The sequence below is a fragment of the Putridiphycobacter roseus genome, assembly GCF_003234935.1.
Classification (GTDB): Bacteria; Bacteroidota; Bacteroidia; order Flavobacteriales_D; family Crocinitomicaceae; genus Putridiphycobacter; species Putridiphycobacter roseus.
On record NZ_QKSB01000002.1, the window covers coordinates 443,048 to 463,956 of the forward strand.

Annotated in this window: 17 protein-coding genes; 9 read left to right on the forward strand and 8 right to left on the reverse strand. The window is 35.1% G+C overall.

Annotated features, from left to right (window positions below):
* Both DNU06_RS05755 and DNU06_RS05760 read left to right on the forward strand, forming a co-directional pair.
* A complete protein-coding gene (locus tag DNU06_RS05755) occupies window positions 1–3,111 on the forward strand; it encodes an efflux RND transporter permease subunit (protein ID WP_111062273.1) in 3,111 nt (1,036 codons plus the stop codon).
* 28 nt (window positions 3,112–3,139) lie between these two features.
* Entirely contained in the window at window positions 3,140–3,724 is a 585-nt protein-coding gene (locus tag DNU06_RS05760) for a TetR/AcrR family transcriptional regulator (RefSeq protein WP_111062274.1), read from the forward strand.
* A 137-nt stretch (window positions 3,725–3,861) separates the two neighbouring features.
* Here the strand turns inward: DNU06_RS05760 and DNU06_RS05765 are convergent, their stop codons facing one another.
* Window positions 3,862–4,449 carry an SRPBCC family protein gene (locus DNU06_RS05765; protein WP_111062275.1) on the reverse strand — a complete coding sequence of 196 codons (588 nt, stop codon included), beginning with the start codon at window positions 4,447–4,449 and terminating at the stop codon, window positions 3,862–3,864.
* A gap of 3 nt (window positions 4,450–4,452) precedes the next feature.
* Window positions 4,453–5,226, reverse strand: a complete 774-nt coding sequence (locus DNU06_RS05770; RefSeq protein WP_111062276.1) for an SDR family NAD(P)-dependent oxidoreductase — start codon at window positions 5,224–5,226, stop codon at window positions 4,453–4,455.
* 243 nt (window positions 5,227–5,469) lie between these two features.
* Here DNU06_RS05770 and DNU06_RS05775 point away from each other — a divergent pair, with 243 nt between their 5' ends.
* From DNU06_RS05775 to DNU06_RS05800, 6 genes are all read left to right on the forward strand, one after another.
* A complete protein-coding gene (locus DNU06_RS05775) occupies window positions 5,470–6,147 on the forward strand; it encodes a response regulator transcription factor (protein WP_111062277.1) in 678 nt (225 codons plus the stop codon).
* Window positions 6,144–7,388 (forward strand): sensor histidine kinase, encoded by a 1,245-nt coding sequence (locus DNU06_RS05780; protein ID WP_111062278.1) that lies wholly within the window; start codon window positions 6,144–6,146, stop codon window positions 7,386–7,388. Before DNU06_RS05775 ends, DNU06_RS05780 begins: the two co-directional genes overlap by 4 nt.
* Before the next feature lie 210 nt (window positions 7,389–7,598).
* Window positions 7,599–8,873, forward strand: coding sequence for a TolC family protein (locus DNU06_RS05785; protein WP_158526830.1), 1,275 nt, complete (start codon window positions 7,599–7,601; stop codon window positions 8,871–8,873).
* Window positions 8,873–9,790 carry an efflux RND transporter periplasmic adaptor subunit gene (locus DNU06_RS05790; RefSeq protein WP_111062280.1) on the forward strand — a complete coding sequence of 306 codons (918 nt, stop codon included), beginning with the start codon at window positions 8,873–8,875 and terminating at the stop codon, window positions 9,788–9,790. The genes DNU06_RS05785 and DNU06_RS05790 overlap by 1 nt, the downstream gene beginning before the upstream one ends.
* 1 nt (window position 9,791) lies before the next feature.
* Window positions 9,792–12,794 (forward strand): efflux RND transporter permease subunit, encoded by a 3,003-nt coding sequence (locus DNU06_RS05795; protein WP_111062281.1) that lies wholly within the window; start codon window positions 9,792–9,794, stop codon window positions 12,792–12,794.
* A 163-nt stretch (window positions 12,795–12,957) separates the two neighbouring features.
* The gene (locus DNU06_RS05800) at window positions 12,958–13,815 is read left to right on the forward strand and encodes a DUF6159 family protein (RefSeq protein ID WP_111062282.1); all 858 of its coding nucleotides are present in this window, start codon (window positions 12,958–12,960) and stop codon (window positions 13,813–13,815) included.
* 137 nt (window positions 13,816–13,952) lie between these two features.
* Here DNU06_RS05800 and DNU06_RS05805 read toward each other — a convergent pair whose 3' ends face one another.
* The 6 genes from DNU06_RS05805 to trxA all read right to left on the reverse strand — a co-directional run bounded on the left by DNU06_RS05805 (window position 13,953) and on the right by trxA (window position 19,340).
* A complete protein-coding gene (locus DNU06_RS05805; RefSeq protein WP_111062283.1) occupies window positions 13,953–14,870 on the reverse strand; it encodes an oxidoreductase in 918 nt (305 codons plus the stop codon).
* Window positions 14,871–14,957: 87 nt separating this feature from the next.
* A complete protein-coding gene (locus DNU06_RS05810) occupies window positions 14,958–15,731 on the reverse strand; it encodes a hypothetical protein (protein WP_111062284.1) in 774 nt (257 codons plus the stop codon).
* Window positions 15,732–15,845: 114 nt separating this feature from the next.
* Window positions 15,846–16,049, reverse strand: coding sequence for an exodeoxyribonuclease VII small subunit (gene xseB, locus DNU06_RS05815; RefSeq protein WP_111062285.1), 204 nt, complete (start codon window positions 16,047–16,049; stop codon window positions 15,846–15,848).
* A 1-nt stretch (window position 16,050) separates the two neighbouring features.
* On the reverse strand, window positions 16,051–17,430 hold the full coding sequence (gene xseA, locus DNU06_RS05820; RefSeq protein ID WP_111062286.1) for an exodeoxyribonuclease VII large subunit: 1,380 nt from the start codon (window positions 17,428–17,430) through the stop codon (window positions 16,051–16,053).
* Between the two features lie 163 nt (window positions 17,431–17,593).
* Window positions 17,594–18,799, reverse strand: a complete 1,206-nt coding sequence (locus DNU06_RS05825) for a multidrug effflux MFS transporter (RefSeq protein WP_111062287.1) — start codon at window positions 18,797–18,799, stop codon at window positions 17,594–17,596.
* A 175-nt stretch (window positions 18,800–18,974) separates the two neighbouring features.
* A complete protein-coding gene (trxA, locus tag DNU06_RS05830; protein WP_111062288.1) occupies window positions 18,975–19,340 on the reverse strand; it encodes a thioredoxin in 366 nt (121 codons plus the stop codon).
* A gap of 446 nt (window positions 19,341–19,786) precedes the next feature.
* Here trxA and DNU06_RS05840 point away from each other — a divergent pair, with 446 nt between their 5' ends.
* Entirely contained in the window at window positions 19,787–20,818 is a 1,032-nt protein-coding gene (locus tag DNU06_RS05840; protein WP_111062290.1) for a T9SS type A sorting domain-containing protein, read from the forward strand.
* Window positions 20,819–20,909: the final 91 nt, after the last annotated feature.

Consider the following 20,909-nt stretch of genomic DNA (forward strand, 5'->3'; position numbering starts at 1 on the left):
ATGAATATTACTGAAATATCCATTAAAAGACCCTCCCTCATAATCGTCATTTTTAGTGTTTTTATTCTAATGGGGTATATAGGTTTTAAAAACTTGAGTTACGAATTAATGCCCGACTTTAACCAACCAGTTGTGGTGATTAAAACCATGTATCCTGGAGCAGAACCACAAGAAGTTGAAACCTCAGTCTCCCGAAAAATTGAAGACGCTCTGTCGAACTTAGAAGGGGTAGATTATTTAGTGACCAAATCCTTACCAAATGCGTCGGTTATTATTGCCAATCTAGCATACGGAACCGACTTGGACAAAACCATGCAAGATGCCCAACGGTATATCGATAATATTCAAAAAGATTTACCGGATGATGTCCTTAGCCCATTAATGAGTAAAGTGTCGCCAAACGACCTCCCCATCATGTCGATTAGTGCTACAAGTAACTTGGAGGCTAGCGTATTTTATCAAAAAATGCAAGACGAATACCTACCTCAAATACAGCAAATAAAAGGAGTTGCGGAGTTAACAATCTTAGGTGGAGAGCAGCGAGAAGTGCAAGTATTGATGGATGAATCCAAACTGCGTTATTATAAAATTCCAATGACACAGGTAGTGGAAGCCATCAATAGATCAGGCATGGATATTCCTGCCGGCAAATTGGAAACCAATACCCAAACCAATTCCGTAAAATTCACTTCGAAATATCGCAATATTAAAGACATTGAAAATATTCAAGTTGCCATATTCCCACCTAACATTTCTGTCTACGTAAAAGATTTAGCAGTTGTAAAAGATGGCATTAAAGAAATCTCTTCCATCAGTCGGTACAATGGTAAAAACGGTATTGGAATTTTACTAAAAAAACAAGGAGACGCTAATGCTGTAGATGTATCGACCCAAGTAAAAGAAAAGCTACAATGGATAGCGGACCAAAATAAAGCGGCCAATGTTGAGTTTACAGTGGCGGACGACAGTACCGATAATACGATTGCAGCCGTAAACTCGGTAGTAGTAGATTTAATTATGGCGGTATTACTGGTATCTCTGGTAATGCTATTATTTTTAAGAAGTTTTAGAAACTCATTGATCGTTTTGGTTGCTATTCCAACCTCACTCGTCACTGCATTTGCAGTAATGTGGCTGTTAGGATATACTTTAAACTTAATGACCCTTTTGGCCATGTCCCTGATTATTGGAATTTTGGTAGATGATGCCACGGTAGTACTCGAAAACATTCAACGTCATTTAGACATGGGGAAAGACAAACGCACTGCAGCCATGGATGGTAGAATGGAAATTGGTTTCTCTGCCTTATCCATCACCTTAGTTGATATTGTGGTTTTTCTTCCCATATTATTTCTCCAAGTTTTTGTAGCCGATATGCTCAAGCAGTTTTCCGTGGTCGTTATCACCTCTACCCTTACCAGCTTACTCGTCGGTTTTACTTTAACCCCATGGATGGCTTCTAGAATTGGTAAGCAAGAAGCATTAAAACCCACTAATTTCTTTAATAAATTTTTAATTTGGTTTGAAAAACAATTGGATGGATTCACCAACGGATATGCCAAACAATTAAAATGGGTGTTAAGTCATAAATTAATATTCACCGGAATTATTATAGCCTTATTCGCTTTAACAGCAATCACTTTCAAACAAGATATTATTGGAAAAGAGCTTATTGCCACAGGTGACCAAGGTAAGTTTCGTTTTTCCTTAGAATTTGATAAAACCACCGCATTAAAACAAAACAACCTTGTTGCTTATCAAATAGAAAATTACCTATTAAACCAACCAGATGTCTTGACGGTATTTACGAATGTTGGTGGTCCAAGTACGGGTATTGGTAGTCTAGGAGTTGGGTCGGCAAACAAGACTGAGTTTACCGTGCAATTGAAACCAAAAACAGCAAGGGATAACCAACCTACAGAAACATTTATGCAAGACTTGCGGGTGGCGTTACAAAAAAAGTATCCTGGCATTAATTTTTCCATGGCAGCACTTGGTCTCATCCCTCGTTCGGCCCCTATTGAACTAACCATTAGTAGCTCCAGTTTTGAAGATGTCCAAATTTATGCCAAGCAACTAAAAAATATTATTCAAGTTATTCCTGGAGCAGACAATGTGCAACTTTCTGTAGAAAATGGCGCCCCAGAATACCGCATTATTCCAGATAGGATATGGATGCAGAAACTTGGTTTAAGTAGTGCTTATGTTGGCATGAGTATTCGCAATGCTTTGACTGGAAATGACGGGGCAGTATTTACGGAAGCAGGGACGGAATATCCGATTAGAATCTATTTTGATGAAGCCAATAGAAATACCGTAGAAGACTTAAAAAACATGACCATCATTAACCCAAAGGGAATTCCTATTCAAGTTTCTCAATTTGCCCAAGTCATACAAGAAGAGTCGCCATCCCTGTTGGAAAGAAAGGACCGTCAACCTGCGGTTACTTTAACCGCTGATGCCCTGGGTCGCCCCTCTGGTAGCGTAGCAGATGATGTTTTGGCTTACTTGCAAGAAAACCCTTTGCCAGAAGGCATGCAAATGACCTGGGGAAGTGATATTAAGCGGCAAAATGATAGTTTTGGTGCATTAGGTACAGTGTTACTCATCTCTTTTATTCTCATCTACCTCATCATGGTGGCTTTGTATGATAGTTTTATTTACCCTTTTGTGGTTTTATTTTCCATTCCTGTAGCGGTAATTGGTGCCTTACTGGCCTTAAATCTCTCCCAAAGTAATTTGAGTTTATTTGCCCTTTTAGGCATGATCATGTTGATGGGACTAGTGGTTAAAAATGCCATTTTAATTGTCGATTTCACCAATCAATTGAAAGCCCAAGGTATGTATTATAAAGATGCTTTAATAGTGGCAGGAAAAGGTCGATTACGTCCCATTTTAATGACCAGTATTTCCATGATTGTGGGTATGCTACCCATAGCCTTGGCACAAGGTACAGCAAGTGAATGGAAAAACGGATTGGCCTGGGTTATTATTGGTGGCGTCACCTCTTCCTTAATCCTTACCGTATACTTGGTTCCCGTAGTATATTATGTCGTGGACCGTATAAAAGAAAGCTTGAATAAAAATAAAACAATAAAAAAAGTAGCCTAAATAAGTGGTTCTCTTTTAACTTTACAACATGGATTACACCAAGCGCCAAATAGAAATAATTAATGCAGCTACTACTTTGATAGATGAAGGAGGTATTCAGCAATTAACGACAAAAGCTTTGGCTGAAAAAATGAACTTTTCAGAGCCGGCACTTTACCGTCATTTTAAAAATAAAACCGCCATTCTTTATTCTGTACTCGACTATTATGGGCTGGGATTAAAATACAAAATGCAAGACCTGATTGTAGAAGAGCATTCCGGGATTGAAAAACTGAAAAGCATCATAGAATTTCAGTTTGAACATTTTTCTAAACACCCCGCTATTGTAATGGTCATTTTTGCAGAAACCAGTTTTCAGCATGAAGAAATATTGTCCAAAGCGGTATTGAACATCATGACGAATAAGAAAAAGAAAGTGAAAAGTATTATCGAATTGGGACAAGCTGACGGTTCGATTAGAAAAGACATCAAAGCGGATCAATTGGCGGTAATTTTTATGGGGGCCATGCGATTTACCATTTTACAATGGCGTTTAAATGAATACAAAGCCGACCTTAATAAAGAGGGAGAATTATTGTGGGAAACCCAACGTACCATTTTTTCTAGAACCTAATACTTGACAGCATACGATATCCCTTTCCCTTATTTCAACCTTTCGTAGAAACGCAAGACAACGCTAGTGAATGCTATCCTTGTGGATTAAATAAACCGTAATTCATGCGCTCGGCACTATAGAGACAAAGGTCGGATTTATCCTTCAGCATATTCCTTTAAACTGACCAAAGCCGCATCCCATGCTTTAATTACATTTTTGGCTATGATTCCTTTCATTAATTTAAAGATCCCTTTTGGCTCATAACCGCCCTTGTAAATTACTTCGGTAGTATTGGCATCAACGGCTTTAAAATACAACATTTCAGTAATACTTTTAAAAGCACCTGAATTGGATTCAATCATGGTAAAGCCCCACTTTTTGTATTTTTCGTAGGCAATTACCTCTTCGTAATAATTAAAATTCTTGGTCTCGGCAATTCGTCTTGCCCCCAATCCTTTATTGGAAGGGTCTACCATTTTCCCCATTAATAACCCTGGAAACCATTTGGTAAAATTAGGGGTATCGTCTATAATATCCCATATTTTTTCTACAGGTGCATGAATAAGAATAGACTGGGTAAAAAAGACTGGTGCTTCCTCGACAAAGACCTCTCCTTTTGGGACCATTTTCTTTTTATAAAATACCGTTTCTTTTTGTTGACTTTCTACCATGGCTTCTTCGGATTGCGCTTTAACTTGTGTACTAATAAATAAGCAAATAATAAGTGTTGTAATGACTTTCATAAATTATACCTCTTGCATTTTTCTAATCTGTTTTAATAACATCTTCTTCGGCAACAAAGGTATCATTTTAAATAGTATTTTTTGACTAAAACTTACGCCAGCAATTACATCTAGTTTTCCTTTTAGCATCCCTTCATAACCTGCTTCTGCTACTGATCTTGCTGTAGAAGTTTTACGGAATAAAGCTGTTTTATCCATACCCGAAGTTTTGGCAAATTCCGATTCCGTAGCACCAGGCATTAGGTTGGTAACTGTTATCTTGGTATTTCTTAATTCTTCGGCCAAAGCATTGTTTAAAAAAGCAACATACGCTTTACTGGCAAAATATACCGCTTGCAACGGACCAGGCATTAGGGAAGCAGTGGAAGAAACGTTCAATATTTTTCCCTTGTTCCTTTTTACAAAATCATTTACAAATAAATAAGTCATTTCCGACAAAGCAATCATGTTTAATTGCATCATTTGATGTTGTTGCTCCCAAGGCAATTCCACAAAGTTTCCGCGTAACCCAAAGCCCGCATTGTTTATCAAAAAATCAATTTGTATGCCTTCTGCTTTTAACTCCTCATAAATAGATTTAACGGCATCTGGTTCCGTTAAATCTTTCACTATGACTTTAACTTTAACCTCTTTTTCTTCCAATTCACTTTTCAAGGTAAGCAGCAATTCTTCTCTTCTGGCAACAATTACGATATCCCCACCATTTTCGGCATGAATATGCGCAAATTCTCGTCCTATGCCACTACTGGCTCCTGTAATTAAAAGGGTATTTTCCATGCTTTAGGTTTTATGTTTCTTACTGGTCGTTATCTAATCCAATTCCTTACCAAACCCATTCATCAGCTTAGCAATTAGTATTGTCAACATTAAAACGCAAATATATGCCAAAAACGAGCATGAATTCAAACCCTATTGAAGATTAGCCAATGGCTATATGCATATAGAATTCATACTTAAAAATAATAGTTGTAAATTTCTCAAGTACAGAAAATTTTCAGAAATAAGGATTAAATTCGTTTTATGAAATTATTGCTAATTGAAGATGAAAATGATTTGAGTACCATAATTGCCAATTATTTTAAAAAAATGGGAGAACTGGTCATTATCGCTCAAAATAAATTTGAAGCCGAAGACCGGTTGGTATCTCATCAATTTGATGTAATAATTTTAGATATCACTTTGCCTGACGGAAATGGTATTGACATACTACCTACTATAAAAAAAACACAAGAAAACGCTGGAATACTTATACTTTCTGCTAAAAATTCATTGGATGATAAAATTAAAGGACTTGATTTAGGTGCGGATGACTACCTTACCAAACCGTTTCATTTGGCTGAACTCAATTCAAGAATTAAAGCACTGGTTAGGCGTAAAATTTTTAAAGGTGCTGATGTTATTCATTTTAATGAAATAAATATCAGTCTGACTGAAAAGCAGGCTTATATTAACCGTGAATTACTTGTATTGACTAAAAAAGAATTTATGCTATTGTTATATTTTATCAATAATACAAATCGCATTCTTACTAAAGAATCAATTGCTGAACATTTGTGGGGAGAGGATCTTGATTTTATTGAAAATTATGATTTTATATATACGCATATTAAAAACCTAAGAAAAAAAATTCTGGCTATGGGTGGAACCGATTACTTAAATACAGTGCATGGAATCGGTTATAAATATTGTAATGTATGAAGTTGATAACAAAAACAAATCAAAATTATATTTTCACTATTTTAATTGTACTGCCAATAGCTTGCTTCCTACTCTTTTTTTCATTGAAAAATTTTTTCTCTGAAGAGGTTGATGAAAAATTAAAAGTTGATGAGTTAAGGATTATCGAAAAATTAAGAACAAATCCTGAAATTATTTCCCTTGCTCCTATTATTGAAGTTTACAAACTTGACAATCCAATTAAAGCTGAACCAGAAATAAAAAATGTTTTGATTTACGATCCCGTAGAAAATGAAAATGAACCTTATAGAGAATTAACGTCAACCAAACAAATAAATGGAAATTGGTACCTCATAAAAGTAAGACATTCAATTATTGAAAATAAGGACTTTTTGATTGCAATTGGAATTACAATGGGTTTTATTATGCTTCTTGTCTTTGGTTTTTTATTATTTTTAAACAACAAATTGACATTAAAACTTTGGCAACCTTTTTATTACAACCTTGACAAATTAAATTCATTTTCCTTAAATGCTCCCCAAGAGTTGGTATTAATTGATTCAAAGATTGAAGAATTTCAAGACCTTAAAAAGGCATTAATTACGCTTACCAATAAACTACAAAAAGACTTTAAAACGCTCAGGGAATTTACAGAAAATGCCTCTCATGAAATTCAAACACCACTGTCTATCATATCCATTCATCTTGACGAGGTATTGCAAGAAGAACATACAACAAAAACATATAAAAAATTATATACCTGTTATCAATCAGTACAACGGTTATCAAAATTGAATAAAAAACTACTCTTACTCGCCAAACTTGATAACAATCAATTTACTGCCAAAACAAATGTCATTATCAACACTTTATTTTCAGAAAAAATAGACGAATTAATGCCTCTTATTGCTGAAAAAAAATTAGCTATTCATACCATCAATAAAAGTGATTTTATATTTGATACAGACCCATTTTTGGCCAACATCCTTCTTTCAAATCTCCTTTCAAACGCCATCAAACATTCGATTCCCGAAACGCTAATTGAAATTAAAATTACAAGTACTTCTTTTTTTATCACCAATCAATCTCATTCAACTTTATCAGCAGACTTGATTTTTGATCGGTTTAAAAAAGGAAATGACAGCAATAATTCAACAGGGTTAGGATTATCAATAGTTAAAAAAATTGCAGTACTCTCCAATTTAACTATTCAAGTATCCACTGATGGGCCTTCTTTTAAAATAACCTTAACAAAGGTATAAAATGCAACTACCTCAATATTGAATCAAAAAGCTGTGAAATTCAAAAATACTTGTTTTTATTAACATTTTAAGTCGAAATAATACGATTTTATTCGAGTAAGAATGTGATACAAAGCACGAATTTTAATGAATGTCCTATTCAATTTATACCCTGTATTCATTTGTACAGAAAAAAAACAGTTCTCAAACGTAATTTTACAAAAAATACGTATGAAAAGTATCGTAATTATACTCCTATTCATGCTTTATACAGTGAATTCACTGTCGCAAAGCACACTAAATGACTTTATTGTAAAATCGAAGTGGAATAGTCCTGCTATTAGTGAAATTAAAAATTTAATTAAAATAAAGGAAATTCAATCAAAATTAATTGATGTTCAAAACAAGGCCAGTACAGTAAGTTTTACCTCTGATCTCTATTTTTCGCCCTACTTTAACAATAAAGAACAACTAATTTCTATCAGCAATTCTCCAGACCAAACTGCAGTAGGCTATGATATTAACGTATCCAATGGTGGCTTATATAGTACCCAATTAAATATCACAAAAAATTTATTAAACAATAGATTGGTAGAAAATTTACAGTTTCAAAACTACTTGCAAATAGGCGGTGACAAACTGAATCACAAACTCGTTCAACACAACTTAGAAAAGCAAATTACAGATAGCTATATTCTTGCATACCAAATTCAGATGCAGGATGAATTTTTAAGCAATGAATTACTTGAAATACAAAAAAGAATTGATTTAGTAGAAATTTTAACGCAAAAAGGAATTGTTCAAGAAAGTGATTTATTACTGCTTCAATTAGAACAATCATCCAAACAAACGGCAAGGTTACAAATTAAAGCGAACTTTAACAATGCCCTCAACCAACTATACAATTTAAGCAATTTAGCATATGCTGACTCAACCTATTTAGTCACGCCGATTATACCATTGAATTCAATAAAAGACACCCTATATCTGGATGAGAAGTACAAAAATGATTCACTTTTAATTGAGGCTAACACTCACGTATTTAACAATCAGTACAAACCTCAATTGAATTTATATGCCAATACAGGGGTGAATTCGGCCGACATTAAACATATTAATCATCATTTTGGGATAAGTGGAGGAATACGATTATCGATCCCCATTTATGATGGGGGACAGAAAAATATTTTCAGCCAACAACAACACCTCTATCAAGAAAACTTAATGAGAGCTAAAAAGAGCGATAAAATAAAATTAAACAACAACTTAAATAGTCTACAAAATCAAATTGATCAAACAAAAAAAAACATTGAGGCCTTAGATGCACAATTAGTTATTCAGCAGAAAATACGCAACCTGTATCAAATTAAACTGACAAAAGGACAAGTTTCAATTGTTGATTTTTTAAACATTTCAAGAGACTTTAGACAAACTCAATTTTTGAAAATACAGATTCAAACAAACCTTTGGTTATTGTATAGCCAATTTAATTATATCAACTGGTAATGAAAAAAACAACTAAAAAATTTTATGTATTCGCAGTATTGAATGTAATCACTTTCGCTCAATGTTCAGAAAAAATTGAAATGGATAGTGCTCAAATTATAGCCATACCAGTTGAACATGCAATGGTTACAAAAACGGACATGCAAGAATACATTACCTTTAACGGAATTAGCAAATACACCAAAAAGGAAATCATAAGGGCAAATATTACGGGATTTGTTTCTAAAATAAATTTCAATTTAGGTGACAAAACTTATAAAAATCAACCCTTTGCTAGTATAAGAACAAAAGAACAAGATGCATTAAAAACCTTTTCTAAAATAGACACCACATTTAAGCAAACATTGGAAGCTAGCAATGTAAAAACTAATGAAAATGGAATTGTCACCCTTTTAAATGTGAACAAAAACGATTACGTTTCAGAAGGAGATGTTTTGGCTACCATTTCTCAACCCAGTTCGTTAATCATTCAAGTAAACATCCCTTTTCAATACCATGATTTTATTCAAATAGGAACAGTTTGTGAAATCCAATTGCCGACTAAAAATACCATTCAAGCAAAAATTTCGGGTGAACTTCCCACAATCGACCCTATTGCTCAAGCACAAGCTTTTTTAATAGCCCTTCCCAATGAAAACCTCCCTGAAAACCTAAAGGTTAACATTCGCTTTATTTTAAAGGAAAATAAAAATGCCCTAGTGGTACCCCGCAATGCCATTCAAACAAATGAATTACTGTCAAATTTTTGGGTCATGAAATTAATTGCCGACACCTTAGCTGTTAAAACACCTGTAAATATTTTAATTCAAAATGACAGTCTCGTTGAAATCAGCTCACAATTAATTTCCCTTGGCGACAAAGTAATTACAAAGGGGAGTTACCAATTACAAGATTCAACTTTTGTAAAAATTAAGTAAGATGAAAAATTTTCAAACCCGTTATAAACAACCTCTTTTAATTATAGCATTATTGTTGCTCATTGGTGGTGTTTTTACCTACAAAAATTTAAAAACTGGCTTATTTCCCGATATCACTTTCCCTAAAATTAAAATTATTGCGGATGCAGGACAGCAGCCCGTTGACAAAATGATGGCTTCAGTGACCATTCCACTTGAAAATATAGTACGTGCAACCGAAGGACTCGAGAACATTCGAAGCACTACTTCTAGGGGTAGTTGCGAAATTTCCGTATTTCTAAGTTGGGATGTTGACATCAATACTGCAAAGGCTCAAATAGAATCTTTTATTAACCAAGCCCAAGGGAATTTATTACCCAACACAGCCATTTCTGTCCAAAAAATGAATCCTTCTATTCTACCCATCATGGGGTATTCCTTAGAAGGAAACTTGTCGCAAGTTGAATTAAAAAAAATAGCACAATACACTGTTAAACCTTACTTATCAAGCAGTAAAGGAGTTTCCAGTATCGCAGTCATTGGCGGTAAAGAAAAGGAATATCAGGTGGTGCTTAAGCCTGATATTATTAACGCCTTGGGGGTAACCTTACCACAGATTCAAAATGCAATCGTTAATTCTAACTTACTACAATCTACCGGATATATAGCAGATTATGATCGACTTTATTTAACAATAATAGACAATGCAGTAAATAAAATAAATGACTTAGAAGACTTAGTAATTATAAATACAGCAGCACGTTTAATACGATTAAAGGACGTAGCAAACATTCAACTTGCTGAAGCCAAATCCTATGTAAGTGTTGTCGCAAACGGAAAAAATGTACCCCTTATTGCAATCATAAAGCAACCAAATGCCAACTTAATGGATGTAAATACAATTATAGAAAAAAAAGTAGCTGCATTAAGTTTCATTTTACCCAAGGGTGTCCGTTTAGTTCCATTTTACCAACAAGCTGATTTTGTCAAAAACAGCATTAAAAGTATTGAAGATGTATTGTGGATTGGTTTGGCATTGGCCTTAGTAATAGTCGTTTTATTTTTAAGAGCTTTTAATGCCAGTATGGTTGTGTTATTTACCATTCCAATCACCTTATCCCTTACCCTAATTATATTGCAGTATTTTGGTTACACCCTTAATATTATGACCCTTGGTGCAATAGCCGCAGCAATAGGCTTAATGATTGATGATGTTGTTATAGTAATTGAACAAATTCATAAAATAAAAGAAGAACATCCCGACAAAAGCATGACTTGGTGTATTGTGAATGCCATTTCGCATTTGTTTCCTGCTATGGTGGGTTCGTCACTCAGTACTTTGGTCATATTTATTCCTTTTGTATTAATGACAGGAGTAGCAGGGGCTTATTTTCAAGTCATGGCTTTTACAATGATAATTGCTTTAACAGCTTCATTTTTTATTAGCTGGATAATTGTCCCGGTATTGTATCTCCTTTTTTCTAAAACTAAAATTAAAGCAGTAGTGAAAATAAAACCTGCGCGTACAACATGGATACATCAAATATTAAACAGACCAATTTTGGGTCTATCATTCGTACTAATTTGTATAGTAATACTCATTATAATCCCTTCAAAATTACCTTCTGGTTTTTTGCCAGAAATGGATGAAGGAAGTATTGTATTAGACTTTAATAGCGATCCAGGTACCAGTTTAAAAGAAACAGATAGGATGCTTTCCATTGTAAATAATATTCTCGATCATCAACCAGAAGTAGCAGCATATTCTTCACGACTGGGAACACAAATGGGTTTTTTTATCACGGAACCAAACAGAGGTGATTTTTTGATTAAACTAAATGCAAACAGAAAGAAAACCACAGAGGAAGTTGCAGCTGAAATAAGAACAAAAATAGAAGCCGTTGTTCCTCAACTAACCGTGGATTTTGGTCAGGTAATTGGTGATATGTTAGGTGACTTAATGAGCTCTGTTCAACCCATAGAAATAAAATTATATGGGGATGACATTGAAAAAATACATGAATTGTCTCAAAAAATTGCCCAAGTCACTAGAAAAACAGCTGGAACAGCAGATGTAAATGACGGAATAATAATCGCAGGGCCGGAATTAACCATTCAACCAAATGTACAAAAGCTTGCACAAATGAATATGACACCTGCAGATTTTCAAATGATAATTCAAACACAAATTAAAGGTGTAATTGTAAGTAATATGATTGATCAAGAGCGCATTATTAATATTCGTATGATTTATCCAAATGCAACTAAAACAAGCATTGAAACACTAAAAAACAGCAATGTGCTAACTCCAAGTGGGGCCTTAGTTCCGTTGACAACCCTAGCCAATATTGTTCTAAAAAAGGGAGTTGCTCAAATGAATAGAGAAAATCAAAAATCAATGGGTGTAATTACTGCAAGACTCAATAACCGTGATTTGGGTTCTACACTAAATGAATTGCGGAAAAATATACAAAACCAACTAAATTTACCTACTGGTTATCATATTGAATATGGAGGAGAATACCAACAACAACAACAAGCATTTAAAGAATTGTTAACCATTCTCATTTCCGCATTTTTACTCGTATTTATTGTTATCTTATTTTTATTTAAAAAAATTAAAATTGCACTAAGTATCCTCTGTCTTTCTTTATTGGGAATTGCTGGCTGTTTATTTAGTTTATACATTACCCATACCGCCCTGAACGTAGGCAGTTATATGGGAATTATTATGATTGTTGGAATAATCGGTGAAAATGCAATATTTACGTATCAACAATATTTGGATTGTCCAAATGAATTCACGCATATAGAAAAAATTGAATTTTCGATTGCAGCCAGATTAAGACCCAAATTAATGACTGCTTTTGCGGCCATAACAGCTTTAATTCCTTTAGCATTAGGTATAGGCGCAGGAGCACAATTGCATCAACCCCTTGCCATTACAGTTATTGGTGGGTTAATTTTTGCTCTTCCTTTATTGTTACTCGTATTTCCTACCCTTCTGAAAATTATTAAATCCTAATTATTATTTTTAAATACTGAACACTGTGTTCCTAGATGCTCGATTTTTGGAATTTGTTTTTCACTTTCCATTCCTCTGATAGAAATTAATGGAAACAGCTATGCGCCAACCTCCATTTTTACAAAATTATTCTTAAATTGTCCTGCATTAAAGATTTAAAAATATGGGATTATTTAGTCGAATAGGTAAAGGTTGGCGATTAGGAATAGCGAGCTTAAAGGTGATTAAGAAAAATAAACAACTTGTTTTATTCCCCATCATTTCCACTTTATTTCTACTATTCGTAATTGGCAGTTTTATGGGCTTAGCCTATGCCAAGTGGGGATACGACTACCCTGAAATGGTACAAGAAGGATCTTTAATCGACTACGTATTTGCCTTTATTACTTATTTGATTTCTTATTTTGTAATTGTCTTTTTCAATGTCGGTTTGGTACACTGTACCCGCATGTATTTACAAGGAGAAAAGCCAACTTTTAAAGCAGGTGTACAATTTAGTATGACTAGAATTCCAGCTATTCTCGGTTGGGCCACTTTGTCTGCTACGGTTGGACTAATCATTAAGGCTATTCAAGAAAATTCTGGAACAGTAGGTGGGATTATTGCCAGTATAATTGGTATTGTATGGTCAATCGCTACCTTTTTTGTAGTACCTGTATTGGCTTACGAAAACGTGGGACCGGTAGAAGCATTAAAAAAATCGGGTAAAATCATGAAAGAAAAATGGGGAGAATCGATTGGTGCTACTTTTAGCTTTGGCATTTTAAGCTTTTTAGGGATGTTATTATTTGCCATTCCTATTGGCTTTTTGTTGTTTTTAGTGCACCCCGTACTCGGCATCACCGTTGGTATATTAATTGTTTTTTTTATTCAAAGTATTGTTTCTGCTTCCGAAATGGTTTTTATTACCACCATCTACCAACAATTAACGGGCGACTCGGCATTAGATGAAGAAGACTGGGATGCGAATACGATTGATGATTTATTTATTCAAAAAAAGAAAAAAGGAATTTTCAGCTAAACAATAACTCGTTTTACCGATAGCAACCAGACGCTAAGGGGTAGAAAAAGTAGTCCATACGAAACCTTCTTCCTTGGTAAATCTTAGGGTAAAAACAACCGCGCATTAACGCCCTGTTACTTTCTAATTTAATATACTTATATGTCAAATTTAAAGTGCGTCAATTCTTCGGAGACGGTCCATAATTTAGCAGCCACTTCTTTGTCGTACGCCCTTGGTTTTGCCATCACTTTGGCTGGAGGACCTTTCATTTCTTTAAAACCAATTGGACCAAAATAATCTCCCCCTTGCACCTCATTGTCCAGTGCGGCCATAATTGTAGGCAAAGCGCCCTTTGCCGGTTTATGCGTCATGAAAACAAAAATAGGCATGAGTAAATAATAGGGTATTTTAGGAATATGTCTGCCCAAATCCGTAGTGGAAACACCTGGATGAGCCCCAACAGAAATGGTGCTTTTATGGGCCTTTTTTAATCGCCTATTCAATTCTTGTGTAAATAATAAACAAGCCAATTTACTTTGCCCGTAAGCTACAAATTTGGAATATGATTTTTCACTATTCAAGTTATCAAAATCAATAACCCCAGTTTCATGTGCCTTACTGCTTAAAGTTACCACCCGAGCATTAGGGGTATTATTCAGCACCTCCATTAATAAGCCGGTAAGTAAGAAATGACTCAAATAATTTACCCCCATTTGACTTTCAAATCCGTCCTTGGTTTTTTGAAAGGGAGGAATCATGATACCTGCATTATTAATCAGTAGGTCTAAACGTTGATATTCTTTTAAAAAGGTAGCTGCAAATTTACGTACCGAAGACAAATCCATTAAATCTATGGCAATAAACTCCAATTTCGCATGGGGCACTTCTTTTTTAATTTTGGCCATGGCCGCTTTTGCTTTCTGCTCATTTCTGCAAGCCATTATTACTTTGATTTCCTTTTTCGCAAACGTCAATGACGTTTGAAAGCCTAAACCAGTATTGGCGCCAGTAACAATAGCAATTTTTCCTTTTTGGCTGGGAATGGATGCTACATTAAAAGTGGTAGTATGCATAATATTTAAAGTTGGTGAGAAGATAGTAAAACATGACATATTATATGTCAAAACAAAATACTTTTTGATATTGGTATTTACAATATTTTAAAAAACGATATCCCTATATCTCTCCACAAAACTATCGAGAATACTGGTTTTAGATTTTTTTAAATCGGCTTTTACTTCCCCTTCACTTTTTTTCTGAATCACCGCCACATCTTGTGGTGCTACGCCTTGATCATGTGCTAAATTTAAGGCCAAGGCCGATTCTTTTGGCAAGTGTTTCATCACTACATCCAGGTGAGAATTAATTTCTTTTTCCGCTATTTGATTCCGAATGGTTTCTAGATGTTGCCGTTCATTGTCCGACTTAAAAATAGCCGCCAATACTTTTTTACCTGAATCTGAAATTGCTGTTGTATTGCCATTCAAAGTCACTTTTCCTGTTTTATCCGCGGCAGCCACTTTTTGTTCCAATTCCGTCCATTCTTTTTTTGAATAATTACCAAAATCACGAAAGAAAAAATCATCATAATCTTCCTCTGCAACTTGGTCTTCAATTAATTCATCTATTTTTATATACAACCAATTTGTAAAATCTCTTGCCGAATTAAATTTCGAAAAATTATCGTATGCTGCCACAAACAATGCATTGGTAAAATCACTCACCTCATATTTGCCATCTGGCAAAGTCTCTCTATGGTGCGCCAATCGCAGACGACTCGCCACATATTTTTCCAATTCTGGCATAGCATCCAGCATTAAGTTATTAAAACTTTTCTGATCATTGCTTGCTTTAAACTTTAACAATTGTACCCAAACGTTACTCGACCATGCGTGCATGGTATTTGAAGATTGATTTGATGCCGTTGTGCTCATTTTTTGAATTTTTATAACCCTAAATTACCCTAAAGTAAACGGTAGTGAAATGACTTGTATCAGTAGCGGAAATGATTTTTAGATACTATGGGAAAATAGCCAGTATTAATAAAACTAACCTTCACTTGGCTCAATGATCTTATTGATTTCCGTTTCTGTTCTGTCTAGTTTTTCTCGACAAAATTCGACTAAGGTTTTCGCTTCTTTTACCTTATCCGCCAAGTCGTCAATTTTAATTTCTTTGCGTTCTAAAAGCGATACAATTTCTTGCAGTCTCTCTAAGGCCTCTTCGTATTTTAAATCCTTTTCTAATTTCATTTTAATCCTTTTTAATCGTTTTAATCTCACTGGTCAGCACACCTAAAGATGTGGTAGTCTGCATGGTTTTACCCAATAAATCTCCTGTCATTTCACTGACATCTACCCCATCAATGGTAGAAATACTATAACCAACGTCCAATAGCCTTTCCGGATCTAACATTTTTAATAAATCATTTAACCCATTCAATTGGGTACTGCGTTGCGACAATACATTTTCACTTCCCAATTTTAAACGCTCTAGTTGGTTGGGTAAATCGGAACTTAGTGAAATTTGAATTTTATGGATACTCTGAGATTTTACTTTATCTAATTTTAAATCTAAATCCGACTTTTCGGATTGGACCAATTGAATAAAGTTTTTTTGAATTTTATGGGCTTCTGCATTTAACTCCCATTGATATTCTAACAACAATTGGTTGCTATGGTGTATTAAATACTTTTGCAAATAATTAAACTCATCTTTCAATCCTGCCACCATCTCTCGAGAATGATTCAAAACGGCATCAAAGCCTTGTCTTAACTGAGCGGAAAAGGTACCGATTTGAATGTATAAGAACTCTGCCGCTGCGGTAGGTGTAATGCACATTTTTCGACAAACCAAATCGGAAACTACCTCATCATGCTCGTGACCAATACCGGTGATGACTGGTATTTTACTCAAACAAATATGCTTACTCAATTCATAATCGTTGAAAACATTCAAATCCATCTTGCTCCCGCCACCCCGCAGTATCACAATGGCATCTACATCATAAGTTTGCGCTTCCTTCAACGCCTCTATCAATTCTTTTGCCGCCTTATCGCCTTGTACCGAAGTGGCAAATTCTTTGATGGTGAAATTGGTATAAATAGCATTCGATTCCAACTTACTCCTAAAATCGCGGTGACCTGCAGTGCCCGGAGAACCAATTAAAGCAATTCTTTTGGCAATGACCGGTAAATACAAGGCTTTTTGCAAGTCGAATAAACCTTCGGTTTTCAAACGTTCAATGGTCGCTTGTTTTCTGCGTTCCACCTCGCCATAAGAATACGCTGGGTCGACATCCACCACATTTAATTTTAGACCGTATACCTTGTGAAACTCAATGCGCATAGAAAATAAAACCTTATTTCCAGGCTTTAAAATTTCAGCAACATCATTCCCTATATTCGCCCTTATATTTTTATAAGTCCCCGCCCAAATGGTAGCCGTCATTAATGCCGAAGTTCGATTATCGACCGTATCTACTAACTCCAAATAATGGTGTCCGTTTTTTTCGTTCGCCTTTGCAATTTCGGCTACCACCCAATAATTCACTGAACCAAAATGCTTTAAAACAAAGTTTTCTAGCGAGGTGGTCAGCTGCGTTAGGGTAAATATTTTTTTTTCAGTTGCGATAAGGTGAAATTAATGAATTTGATTGATTTTAAGAGGAGATTGAATGGTGATTTTGTCAACAATTCGCCCCATACGAATAACAGTTGTTGGGGTGTGACTTTGTGTTACCTGAAGTATACTTTTGCACAACTAGAATCAGCTTGCACCTGAAATACAATTGCCCCTATTTAACGATTTCTACCCCTCGCTTATGAATAGAAAGCATCAGCATAAGTGACAAGAGGCTACAGCACAAAAAACCAAGAAAAACTGGCAAGGCAGAAGTAGTAATAAAAGAACCGATAAAAATGGCGATTGGCACAGACATTAAGGTGGACATAAAACCATTAATTGCTGCTCCTACCCCCGCAATGTGACCGATTGGCTCCATGGCTAAGGATCTTACGTTTCCAAAAATAAAACCTAAAGCCAAAAATTGAATGGCGAAAAACACCATAATCACCCATAAGTTGGGGTTGATGCCATTAAAGAAAAGTAAGGAATAAGTAGCAGATGACAAACTGAACAACACTAAAAAGTAAGTTGCCAATTTTTTCATACCAAAACGCAATACCAAGGAACTGTTTAAAAAACTGGCCACACCCATTGAAAATGCCAAAGCGCCAAACACGTAGCCAAAACCGTTGGTTAGTCCATATTGGTCTTGAAAAATTTGTTTAGATGCGCTTAAATACACAAAAAAAGCTCCTCCCATTAATCCTGAAATGAGTGTGTAAATCACCGTATTTTTGATGCCAAAAAATGTACGCGCTCCTTGCATAAAAAGTGACCTAGAAAACCGTTTTTTATCTTCCTTTTTTAAGGTCTCCTCTTGCCTTAAAGAAAACCAAAGCATCACCAATAAAATAAAAACAATTTGAAAGCCAAAGATGTATTCCCAAGTGTAATAATCTAAAATAAACTGGCCGATTAAGGGAGCCAACATGGGTACAATGATGAAAATACCTGTAATAAAAGACATGATGCGCGCCATGTTATTGCCACTGTAGGAATCCCGAATAATAGAGACACTAATGCTTCGTGGAGCCGACAGTCCCATGCCTTGTAAAACACGTCCAATTAACATGACGGCTAAAGAGTCTGCCCAAACACAAATTAAACTGGCTATAATAAAAGTGAAAGCACCTGCATAAACCATGGGTTTACGACCGAAACTATCGGATAGGGTGCCAAAAAACAATTGGCCCACACCCAGCCCGACTAGAATCATGGTGACAATTAATTGTAAATCGTTTGGCTCGGTAACATTTAAGCTGGCACCTATCCCATTTAACCCAGGTAAAACAGCATCAATTGCCAATGCTGCATTCGCCATCAAAAAGGCCATTAATGCAATAAATTCTAGTTCTGACTTTTGCTTTGCCCCCATGATAATAATAACAATTGGTATTTAAACCGCAAAGTTAATGTTACCCTTGAGTTAAATTAGAATAATAGCCCTTTCTTATTGCCTTTTCTTAACTATTTTTAGCTTTTATGCTACGCCTATTTTTGACAAAAAAAGGCAGAAGTAACGTACTTCTGCCTTTTAAATATTTGTATAATTATGCTTCAATCCCCAATAACTCCTTATCAATGATCTCTTTCAATTGTGGTTTTTGCAATGCCCCAGCCTGCATCATTGGTTGTTTTCCTATCGGAATAAATAGCATACTTGGAATGCTTCTGATTTGAAAAGCAGCAGATAATTCTTCTTCAGCTTCGGTATCTACTTTATAGATCACTAATTTATCGCCATATTCAGCGGCTAATTCTTCTAAAATAGGGGCCACCATTTTACAGGGTCCACACCAATCGGCATAAAAATCAATTAATGCTGGCACTTCTCCTTTAAATTTCCATTCTTTTTCTGTGGTATAATCGAAAACATCCTTTTTGAACATTTCTGTAGTGAGTTGTATCGTTTTCATGTTTGTTTATTTTAATACAAAAGTAACTACTTTTCCTGCACTTTACCGTAACATAGGTTACTTAAGGATGTCCTTAAAAATAGCAGGTGAAAAACACAAAATACTTTGTAATGTATTTGAGGAGATCAACCTTTTTTCTAAAAAAACTACTGGCGCAGCAAAAATTTTAATCGGCAAGAAAAACTTTAGTGGTTTAACTTTAATTACTAAAAAAAAACGTAATTATTTACTGCAACTTTTCACCCTGACTACAAATCGTTTAAATCATTCCTGTTTCTTTTCTGTAGGAATGATAAGGCCTTTGTCTAAAATTGGTCTTATTATTGTAAGCTGTGCCAAGTATAGCATAGAGACTACTAATTACCTGTTGCGTTTTTTTACCAAAACCCAACCCATTACAAGTCGCTGTTTATTTAGTATTTAATACTTAATTAAAAGAATTATTAATGAATCGATTTCTATTTATGAATTTGCATTTAACACAAATTGTTAAAAAATTCTTTCTGAAAATCTTATTGGTCCCAGTAATTTTAGGCAGCCACTTTTTTGGCCATAGTCAATGTACCACCGCTATTACTTCGAGCAATGGTTATACCGTTCACATAGAAATTGAATTGACTTCTATAATAGCACCTAATTCTTGTCAATGGGGGTATAACTATAATGTTGCTTTTGATTACAACATCAGTTTTAGCGGCAGCAATATCCCTTCTAGTTTAAGCACATTGCAAGGATATATAGCTTGTAATAGCGCCAATACATTTTATAACTTACCCAACAGTGGTGGTACTGGCACTTCGGCAAGTACAGGAAACCAATACAACAATGCCAGTGATTGTGCCTCAGCTACCCCGGAATCTTTAAACTGCAGTGTGGTGGAATTGCAAATTTCAGGACCAGGAATTAATTACCAAACGGTGACCATGAACTGTACCACCTTACCCGTAGAATTATTACATTTTAATGCCATGCAAAAAGCAGATGAAGTGGCACTTGATTGGGAAACGGCAAGCGAAATAAATAACAGTCATTTTAATGTAGAACATTCTTTAGACGGAAAAAATTGGGAACAAATTGGTAAAATAAATGGAACGGGCAACTCTTCTTTACCCATTGACTATAACTTTAACCACCAATCGCCAGTAGAAGGCATATCGTACTACCGCTTACAACAAGTGGATTTTGATGGTAAATATGAATATTTACCTGTTAAAAGTGTTGACTTTACATTCCTTACTGAAAGCACAACACTAGTTGCTTACCCCAATCCAACCGCAAGGAATACTATTTTTTTAGCAGGAGCTGCCGAGGAACTGCAAGACATCATGGTGTTCAGCATATCCAATCAAAATATTAGCAAACAAATACAGATTCAAAAAGTAAAAGATCAGGAATACAAGTTCGACTTGACCCAAATTAGCAGTGGCATTTACTTTATTAAAACCAAATCAAAAACGGTGAAGTTTGTAAAGCTGTAAAAATTACTTCGTATTAAAACTTTTACGGAATACCTCAGATTAACTAAAGGATAGTAGATTGCACTGCCACTCCAAAGTAGGCACGCCTTCC